We start from the raw sequence: 8,928 nt of genomic DNA on the forward strand, positions 1-8,928 counted from the left end.
TGAAGCAAAAAACAGAACACAGGTGTTTATAAAGATATTCTAACGGCTTATTGTTTTATATGTTATGGCTTAAGCAAGTTTCATTTATCGTATATCAATTGGAGAATTCTATTGAAAAGGCCGGACAGTAGTGTTATGAAATATATAATTTGCTAGCGTAGATTTTGCGATTTAGATATTTCCTCTGGTTACCAAGCGATGGTTGGTAATCAGCACCAGACCGTTAACAAAATTAAGAATTTAAGTTTTAAGATAATATACACTGCTGCGTAAAGATACATTATAATACGCCTTAGGTTGTTGATAACAGGTAATATTGAAATTAATTTCAACACTATGGAAAAAGTCGGGATTGGAGAACCCCGACTATTAAGTGATTATATTATTAATCAAAACTTAATAACACCGACTTTCCAGTCGGGGCGGGCTTTATCAACAACCTGATAGAAATTAAAATCCCCGCTCCTGTTTATTGTTTTGATTCTATATTAACAATTCAATGGTTAAATCTTGAGTTAGATGACTTTCTTGGCTTCCTCCCAGAAATCGTCCATTTCCTCAAGAGTTGATTCTGCAGGGGTTTTGCCGATTTCGGCGAGTTTTTTCTCGATATATTGAAAACGTTTAATAAACTTGTTGTTAGAGTTATCAAGCGCTTCTTCAGCTTTTAATCCAAGGTGGCGGGTAAGGTTAACAATGGAAAAAAGCAGGTCGCCAAGTTCAGAGTGGAGGGCATCTTTATTTTTCTGTTGGAAAGCTTCTTCAAATTCGGCAATCTCTTCCTTTATTTTATTTACAACCTCAGATGCTTCATTCCAATCAAACCCTATTTGACCGACTTTTTCCTGTATTCGGTAAGCCTTTAAGAGCGCCGGCAGAGATTTTGGCACTCCTTCAAGGATGGAATAATCTTTATTGTTATCGCTTTTAATAATTTCCCAATGATTTTCAACCTCAGATGGCGTAAGTTCGATTTGGTCTTTGAATACATGCGGATGTCTTTTAATCAATTTATCAGATATTTTACGGCAAACATCCTCCATTGTAAATTGATTTTTTTCTTTTGCCATTTGCGCATGAAAGACAATATGCAGAAGCAGGTCGCCAAGTTCCTCCGCCATATTATTCGGGTTTTCACTGTCAATAGCCTCAAGAACTTCATAGGCTTCTTCTATAAGATATGGTTTTAGCGACTTATGATCCTGAATTTTATCCCAGGGACAGCCATCGGGACCCCGCAATCGAGTCATGATGTCGAGTAACCGTTGATATTGATTCATTGCGGCAATGTATTTATTTTTTTAGTGGTTGTCAAGTTCACGATTTTTATTTATTCAAGGAAATAATTTTGTTGCTTGATGATTGACTTTTGTTCAACAAATTATTATTCTTTCATCGGAGAGATGTCCGAGTTGGCCGAAGGAGCACGCCTGGAAAGTGTGTAGCCCTCACAAGGGGCTCCAGGGTTCGAATCCCTGTCTCTCCGATGTTGTTGACAACCCCTTTAGAATCAACATATTAACTTAATCGGTGGCATTAAGAACTGCCAAAATTCTGCCAATTTATAAGGAAAGGCAGTGAATTAGGAGGAAAATCATGGGTAGAGTGACAAAAGTCAATACCTGCGAATATAAGAAAAGCGGGTATTATAAATGTCGCTGTTTACATATACCACCTTAACTAAGTGTCCGTCAAATCGGGTGAATATCACCATTTAATTTGTTTGATATAAAGACATTAACCTCCAATTAATGCTTTTCCGGCAGACCTCAACAAAGGATAAATAATCGTTTTGAATAAATTTTATGTTTACTTCTTACGGTTAATTGTTGTAATATGTATATTTAAAGTTTTATTTTTGTTGAAGATTTAAGAAGTAATGAATATTTTTAAAGGAGTAAGGAAATGAAACTAACCCATCGAGAGTCTGATAATGTAATTATCCTTGAACCTAAAGGTAAAATCATGGGCGGCCCCGACGCTACTATGCTTCATGATAGGCTCCATGATTTTATTGATCAGAATAAGAAGAAAGTTATTATTGATCTGGCTAAGGTAGAATGGATGAACTCAACCGGTCTGGGAATATTGATTTCCGGGCTAACCACCATGAGAAACAATGGCGGTGAATTAAAGCTTGCCGCAGTTACCGAAAAGATTGAATCTTTACTAACTATTACCAAGCTTATCACTGTTTTTGAAAACTATGATACAGTAGATGCGGCAATTGAAAGCTTTAAGTAGAAATTTGCTTGCCGTTCAGACAACAACTGAGATTATCTGATGAATATGTTTTAAATGGTGTTTTAGAGAATTATTTGATGATTAGTTATTAATCGAGGAAATATATGGATAAACCTGTAATATCCGGAAATTCCATCATTGTTCCATCTGATTCTGTGTATCTTGCCGCTGTAGATGATTTTTTATCTACCAGACTCACCGAGGAAGGTATTTCACAATCAATTGCAGCTGATGTGGCTATTTCTGTTTCCGAGGTTGTTACCAATGCTATCAAACATGGCAATTCCGATGACATTAATAAAAAAGTAACCGTTAAATATGAGCTTAGCCAGGATGAAATAATAATTTATGTTAAAGATGAGGGAAATGGATTCAACCCTGACGCTATCCCTGATCCAACAGATAATAATAATTTATTAAAAAAAGTCGGCAGAGGGATTTTTATTGTCCGGTCGCTTCTCGACTCGATTGATTTTAATTTTACCAATGATGGTACAGAGGTAATCCTGAAAAGAAGCATTGTAAGAGAATAGCATTTCACTTTACCGGCTGGGCGTTAGATGAGTCTTAGTTTTTTAATATCTCTCGTATACCTTGCCTCTGCTTTAGTATTGTTTCTTATAGCTGGAGTCATCCTTAAGGAAAACGTCAGATCTAATAAAAACCGCGTGGTTGCGGCTATGCTTTTCTGGGCAGGTCTGGCGCCTTTTTTAGCTGCAATATATAGAACAGTTATTATAGAACCTGAACGGTTATCGCAGTCAATTATTAATATCTTTTATATCTGGGAATTGTTTTTCCCAACTCTTCTCTGGTTTTCTATATTGTTTCCCGAACCATTACCATTTTATCATCGTCATAAGCGGTTATTACAACTGGCGTTTATTCCTCACATTTTCCATATCATCCTTGTTATTTTCCTTTTAGAGCCTGAAAAGCTTATCGGTTTTGTTGATTTCAATACATCAATTCCTATTTTAGGTCTGTTTATCGGTTTTATTAACTCTTTATTAAAACTGGCAACCGGTTTTTTAGGATTCCTATTCTCGTTCCATACTCGGTTTTTCTCGCTTATAAATTTTGCCTATGTAATGTTTGCCATATATTTTCTTCATAAGGGCTTTAAGCAAATAATAAATCCTGCTTTGAGAACTCAGGTGAGAATTGTTATAATGGGAATTTTGGCGGCTATTGGTTTTTATGTAATCGCTGTAATCATTCCCACGATACTTTCCTTGAAATTCCCCCGGGGAATCAGAGAGGTGATGATAATAGTCGCTTTAATTGTCGGACCTGGCTCGATTGCCTGGTCGATAATTAAGTATCGCTTTCTGGATATCGGCTTGATAGCCCGCCAAAGTTTGGTTTACACCATAACAACAGCTATTGTAGTCGGCGGCTATCTTTTGATAATAACTCAGCTTTCCTCCCTGTTTTTTTCGATACTGGGTTTTCAATCGCGAATACTCGACATCCTTATTGTGGTTATCCTGCTGCTATTTTTTCAGCCTATATATAATCAAGTCGATGATTTTGTGCGGCGGTTATTCATTAGAAGCCGCGGCGATTACCGTCATCTGATGGAAGAGTTTTCCAAAGAATTGATTACTGTCTTCGATATGAATCGTCTATCTGTAATTATCAATGATACGCTCAATCAGAAGATGTTTATCGAGAGAACATATTTTGCTTTAAAACAGGATGAAAGAAATACATATAAGCTAATAGGCGAATCGAGAGAATTTTCACTTGAGAAAAAGATACTTGACCTGCTGCTGGAAAAACAACAGCCAGTATTTATAGGTAATCTGAAAAGACTGACGCGCGAGGGCTACTTTGCCGGTCATCTTATTGAGCTGGACGGATACCTTATTCTTCCGTTAACCGATAAAGGCATTCTGGTTGGCATAATATCCACCTCCCGAAAAGTAGCTGGTTTTCGCTATACTTATGAGGATATAACCTTGTTGTCAGTCATGGCTAACCAGGTTGTAGCAGCGATAAACAACGCCCGGTTATATGCCGAATCACTTGACAAGCAGCGTTTAGAGGAAGAATTAGCAGTCGCCCGTCAGATACAAATGAATCTTCTGCCAAAAACGGTTCCTGTGTATGAAAAATATGAATTTGCGGCTTTTAATCATCCCTCCCGTCAGGTAGGCGGTGATTACTATGATTTCCTGAAGATGCCCGATGGTAATATTTGCTCTATTGTAGCGGATGTTTCCGGGAAAGGGGTTGGAGCGGCTTTGCTGGTAGCCCGTTTACAGGCGGTTCTTCAAACCGAATGCAAGCGCGGCCTGCCGATTGACGTGATGCTTGCCGGCATCAATGATTTTCTGGTCAACTCGACTACTCCTGATAAATTTGTTACGATGTTTTTCTGTGAGCTTGATTGCGAGAACGGGCATTTATCTTTCTGCAATGCCGGTCATAATTATCCGTTTATTTTGAGAAACAACAATGAGATAGAATATCTCAAAGAAGGCGGTTTGGTTTTGGGAGCTTTTGCCGGCGCAAAATATCAACACGCAAAATTAAACCTTGAGAAAGGCGACATATTGGTTATTTATACCGATGGCCTCTCTGAGGCATTTAACGATAATGAAGAGGAATATGGTGAGGAAAGGCTTATAAGCGATGTACGTAAAGCGCGGTCAAAACCAGCTCAGTTTATATGCGGGCATCTGATTAAGAATATCCGTCAATTTGCCAGCGATTCCGTTGAGGTCGATGATATGACACTTATAGTGATAAAGGCTAAATAAAGCAAAGATGTCTATAGTCCGGACTACCTAATCTGGCAGATTGACAGAAGGGAACAATTAGATTACCTTATTCAACCCGAAACTAACCAAATAGGAGAAAAAATGGAACTTTCATCAGAAATGATAAAAAATCTTTCCATGGATCAATTAGAGCTATTAAAGGAACTTGGCGAGCTGGCAAAAAAGGAAGCTGATTATACTAAAATAATTGAGAATAACAGACGTATGTCAGAAAAAGTCGGTTTAGCCAGAGACCGCGAAGATTCCAAATGTATAGCAGAAGATCATGAATTCGATAACCTTATTTCGGTTCAAGCAATATATGATAGAGAACAAATAAAGCTGAAAATTAAATCCGTATTTCAAGCGTTGACAGATAACGGCTTGGGCAAATTGGGAATAGTAAAGCGGCAGACCGAAAATTATGGGTTGCAAGCGAATAAGCCAGATAAGGATGTTTAAGCCGCTGCGATTTTACGGGCGGGAAAACTGCCAAGCCAGCACTTAGCAGCCAAAGTGTAATATATGCCTATTTAGGGTCGGCCTTCAATATCATCCCACCGCAATCGCCCATTACCGGCGGATCGCCGGCTCCGCGGAAATAGTTTACCAAGTAGATAATATCGCTGCCGATTACCTGGCAATCGCCGTTAGCATCGCCCGCTAAATATGGTTCGGGAGCAGGATTAATTCCCCGGAAATAGTTTATCAAATAGGTAACATCCGAACCAATAACCCGTCCATCACCATTGGCATCGCCCGGAACGAATGATTCGGTTATCTCAATAGACAATTGTGTCTCATCGAAACTGCCGGTAATATCAGCTGCAACGGCGAAAAATGTAATTGAGGCAGCATCATCAGGAATACCTGATAAAACGCCATTTGATACCAGAACTAAACCGGTGCCATCGAGATCGCCGTCCCTATCTGTCCAGACTAAACTGTCAGTGCCGCCAGTTGCTTCCAGCTGATAATTATATGGCGAATCAACACAGCCATCCGGCAGCTCAGTAGTCGTAATCTCTACTGCCTGGTTAATAGTGATATCAAAAGCATTATCATCCATATCGCCGACACTATCCTTAACTCTGGCAGTGAATAATATAGGTCCGGCTAAACTGGCAGAACCTGACAGCAATCCCGATGAAGAAAGCGATAATCCGGTGCCCTCAAGGTCATTGTTCAAATCAGACCAGGCAATAGAGCCGGTGCCGCCTGAAACCTCAAGCTGTTGTGAGTAAGGACGATTGATTGTCCAATCCGGCAGGGTATCTGTAGTTATTTCTAAGGATTGATTAATTGTGAAGCTAAAGGCTTTGCTGTCGCTTTGACTGCCCTGATCCTCGACTAAGGCGGTGAAATTAACGGGACCTGCGGATGTTGGCATGCCGGATAACAAACCGCCTGATGAAAGAGCAAGCCCGGTACCTATAAGGTCGCTATACTGATCGCTCCAGCTTAAATTGCCGACACCGCCAGTTGCCTCAAGCTGTTGAGAGTACGGCAAACCAACATTCCAATCGGGAAGCGAGGTTGTAGTTATCTCTAAAATCTCCATTGTCATCGGGAATGTTATATAATCAATCCAGGCGCAATCACTGCCATTACTTACCGAGCCATCCTTAAAATATTCCCATTTAAAATTACGTTCGCCGGCGCTTACGCTAAATCCGGCTTCTGTCCAATCATCCTCGCCCGACCATTCATCCTGCAGATAGCCATCAATATAGAACTTAAGATAATCATAATTGTTTTCTGATGAGACTTTAAAATGGAAAGAAATTGTATCGGGTGATGAAACATTATAATCGATCTCAATAGTTGATGTCTGCCCATCGCTAATATCGCCCGATTTGGCAGAGTAAGAACCCTCATACACATCGCTGGCAACAATTATCCAGTTAGCATTGCCGCCCATCTGCCAATCGAAAGAACTGAAATCTCCGGTTTCGAAATCCTCTATGGTGGGGTCTACGGTTATAGCGAAGAAGACGGTATCGGCATAACCGCCGGAGGCAGTAATCCCGAGTTCAAAATCAAGGCGGTGATCACTTGGGCAGTCTCCCTGAACAACAAAAATATATTCCGCTATTGAGATGCTTGTACCGCCGGCTGGGGAAATATCAGGATATGAAGATACTGATTGCAATATATCAATATAGCTGTCAGTTGAAGATAGCGCCGCATTAACACCGCTGGCTAACTGACCGCCATTATTGATTAATGTGATATTCATAGAAACAGTATCGCCGGCGCTGATATTTTCCGCATTATGTTCATAGAATTCCAATGCTGGCGGCATCGACTGCATTTGAACATCCACCACGACAACATTACGGTCAATTACCGTGATGCTATTAACGGTATGCGGATAATAGCCTGGAGCAGTAAAGCGCAAATTATATGTGCCGGCTTCAATCATCCTGTAATAATCGCCGGCATCCGGGTCGGTGTAAACCTCGGAACTATCGATATCATGACCGATAACAGAAACCGTTGCCGCCACCGGCAAGCCGGTTGAGATATCGGCAACAACTCCCCTGATGCCATAGAAGGCTTGTTCTATATATGACAGAAGCGCGCCTTTGTTATATGTCCAGTGGGCATCAAGCTGACTTTCGGGCAGAAGTTTAGTGCTGGATAATTCTATCGTTGTTTCGCGGCAGCCTTTCCAGTAGTTTAAATAGTCCTGACGGCCGCCAGCAATAGGATACCAGGCATAGCCGTTGGTTATTCCATTATTCAGGTCGGTCATATATCCCGAGGGGCTGTTAGCCTGCGCCGAGTCGGCATATTCGCGGCAAATATCGACAAACCAATCATTATCGGTATGAAGGCGCGACCAAGTATCCCATGGATAATTGACAACCTCGGCACCGCCATGAAAATTGGTTGAAATAGTAAAGCTGTGCTGGTCGAAGAAATTCATCATGGCTATTGTTTCCTGCTGCCATGAGGCTCCATCCGGATGTGGTCCGTTATCGGGATCAGGGAAATTTCTATTTAAGTCTTCGCCATTGGCATTCCACCGTCTGGCGCCATTGACACTATTATTGCCGGTGTAATAGGTACCATCGGGATTGGCAAGGGGGTTAATCCATATTTCCATGCTGTCTAACATTCTTGTCGCTTGCGGGTCAGTTCCATAATTTGTCAGCAAATAATCTATTAGCCGAAGCATTAAGATATAACCGGTAGTCTCATCGCCATGCATGGTGGAAGAATACATTATCTCCGGTTCATTTTCCTCAATATCGACATTAGCTGAAAGCTTGGCGAACAAAATCTCGCGGCCTTGTACCGAATTGCCAATATTCTCAACCCTACAAAGAGTGGGATAATCGGTTGCAAAAGCATACATCATAGCGACATACGCCTCGTATGTCGGGTAAGTATCCCAATCCAGTATGATATCTTTATCATCGGACATCCGGGGTTCTATTAATGATCCCGGGTCGGGCAATATCGTATAATCATAACCGAGGGTTTTAAAATTATCAAACTGACTATCGGTGGCATAGGCGAAAACGATGTTGTCTTTAACATTATCGATAGAAACAATCCGCGTCAATTTACCCAAATCATCGCCCGGATATATCTGAAATTTAAAATATACCTGATTGTTGTCATCGGCTAAAGATATTGCCGAAAAAATGAGAAATAAGATAATCACATAAAAAACGAGGTGTTTTAACATAAATTCTCCATTTCAAAATAATGCTTAAGAATTCTCTATTTCACCAGACCAATTGAAGTTAGATTAACTTCTTATTATGTAAATATATTAAATAATTATTAATTAACAAGGCATTTTATTTATATTAACATTCACTACTGTCCGGCCTTTTGCAGAACATTATAATCAACGTCACTCCCGTGAAAACGGGAGTCCAGAGATTGGTCATGCCGATAC

General features: G+C 40.3%; 6 protein-coding genes and 1 tRNA gene. 5 read left to right on the forward strand and 2 right to left on the reverse strand.

Features of this window, described 5'->3' with window-relative positions:
* Positions 1-515 precede the first annotated feature (515 nt).
* Complete coding sequence (gene mazG / locus J7K40_10790) at positions 516-1,280, reverse strand: nucleoside triphosphate pyrophosphohydrolase (GenBank protein MCD6162885.1); 765 nt, start codon at positions 1,278-1,280, stop codon at positions 516-518.
* 117 nt (positions 1,281-1,397) lie between these two features.
* On the opposite strand from mazG, the gene J7K40_10795 reads away from it, so the two are divergent.
* The 5 genes from J7K40_10795 to J7K40_10815 all read left to right on the forward strand — a co-directional run bounded on the left by J7K40_10795 (position 1,398) and on the right by J7K40_10815 (position 5,474).
* Positions 1,398-1,486, forward strand: a tRNA-Ser gene (locus J7K40_10795).
* A gap of 419 nt (positions 1,487-1,905) precedes the next feature.
* Positions 1,906-2,244, forward strand: a complete 339-nt coding sequence (locus J7K40_10800) for an STAS domain-containing protein (protein MCD6162886.1) — start codon at positions 1,906-1,908, stop codon at positions 2,242-2,244.
* A gap of 104 nt (positions 2,245-2,348) precedes the next feature.
* Positions 2,349-2,777, forward strand: coding sequence for an ATP-binding protein (locus tag J7K40_10805; protein ID MCD6162887.1), 429 nt, complete (start codon positions 2,349-2,351; stop codon positions 2,775-2,777).
* Between the two features lie 27 nt (positions 2,778-2,804).
* Entirely contained in the window at positions 2,805-5,012 is a 2,208-nt protein-coding gene (locus J7K40_10810) for a SpoIIE family protein phosphatase (protein ID MCD6162888.1), read from the forward strand.
* Positions 5,013-5,114: 102 nt separating this feature from the next.
* Positions 5,115-5,474: a hypothetical protein gene (locus J7K40_10815; GenBank protein MCD6162889.1), complete on the forward strand. Its 360-nt coding sequence runs from the start codon at positions 5,115-5,117 to the stop codon at positions 5,472-5,474.
* Positions 5,475-5,541: 67 nt separating this feature from the next.
* On the opposite strand, the gene J7K40_10820 is transcribed toward J7K40_10815, so the two are convergent.
* A complete protein-coding gene (locus J7K40_10820) occupies positions 5,542-8,712 on the reverse strand; it encodes a carboxypeptidase regulatory-like domain-containing protein (GenBank protein ID MCD6162890.1) in 3,171 nt (1,056 codons plus the stop codon).
* Positions 8,713-8,928: the final 216 nt, after the last annotated feature.

The organism is Candidatus Zixiibacteriota bacterium, from assembly GCA_021159005.1.
GTDB lineage: Bacteria > Zixibacteria > MSB-5A5 > UBA10806 > 4484-95 > JAGGSN01.

Coding starts and splice junctions, on each gene's coding strand:
- mazG (MCD6162885.1), bottom strand. CDS start 1,280: ATGAATCAATATCAACGGTTACTCGACATCATGACTCGATTGCGGGGT.
- J7K40_10810 (MCD6162888.1), top strand. CDS start 2,805: ATGAGTCTTAGTTTTTTAATATCTCTCGTATACCTTGCCTCTGCTTTA.
- J7K40_10820 (MCD6162890.1), bottom strand. CDS start 8,712: ATGTTAAAACACCTCGTTTTTTATGTGATTATCTTATTTCTCATTTTT.
- J7K40_10800 (MCD6162886.1), top strand. CDS start 1,906: ATGAAACTAACCCATCGAGAGTCTGATAATGTAATTATCCTTGAACCT.
- J7K40_10805 (MCD6162887.1), top strand. CDS start 2,349: ATGGATAAACCTGTAATATCCGGAAATTCCATCATTGTTCCATCTGAT.
- J7K40_10815 (MCD6162889.1), top strand. CDS start 5,115: ATGGAACTTTCATCAGAAATGATAAAAAATCTTTCCATGGATCAATTA.